Annotated in this window: 1 protein-coding gene; it reads left to right on the top strand. The window is 60.8% G+C overall.

Annotation, left to right across the window (positions count from 1 at the left end):
- Positions 1–245, top strand: a 245-nt coding sequence (locus AXE65_RS05810; RefSeq protein ID WP_068389382.1) for a type II toxin-antitoxin system RelE/ParE family toxin, incomplete at both ends; no start/stop codon positions are given.

Here is a 245-nt window from a genome sequence, read left to right on the forward strand (position 1 = left end):
GCGGACTGGCGCGACAAGCTGAAGGACAGCAAAGCGAAGATCGCCATCGACCGACGCATTTACCGCGCCGAGCTTGGCAACTTCGGCGACCACAAGCCATACAGGGAAGGGGTGTGGGAGCTTCGTATCGACGTAGGGCCAGGCTACCGCGTCTATTACGCGCAATCCGGGCAAGCCGTGGTCTTGTTGCTCTGCGGCGGCATCAAGCGTTCGCAGGACGCCGACATATCGAAGGCGTGCGAATA

It is taken from the genome of Ventosimonas gracilis (genome assembly GCF_001580025.1).
Classification (GTDB): domain Bacteria; phylum Pseudomonadota; class Gammaproteobacteria; order Pseudomonadales; family Pseudomonadaceae; genus Ventosimonas; species Ventosimonas gracilis.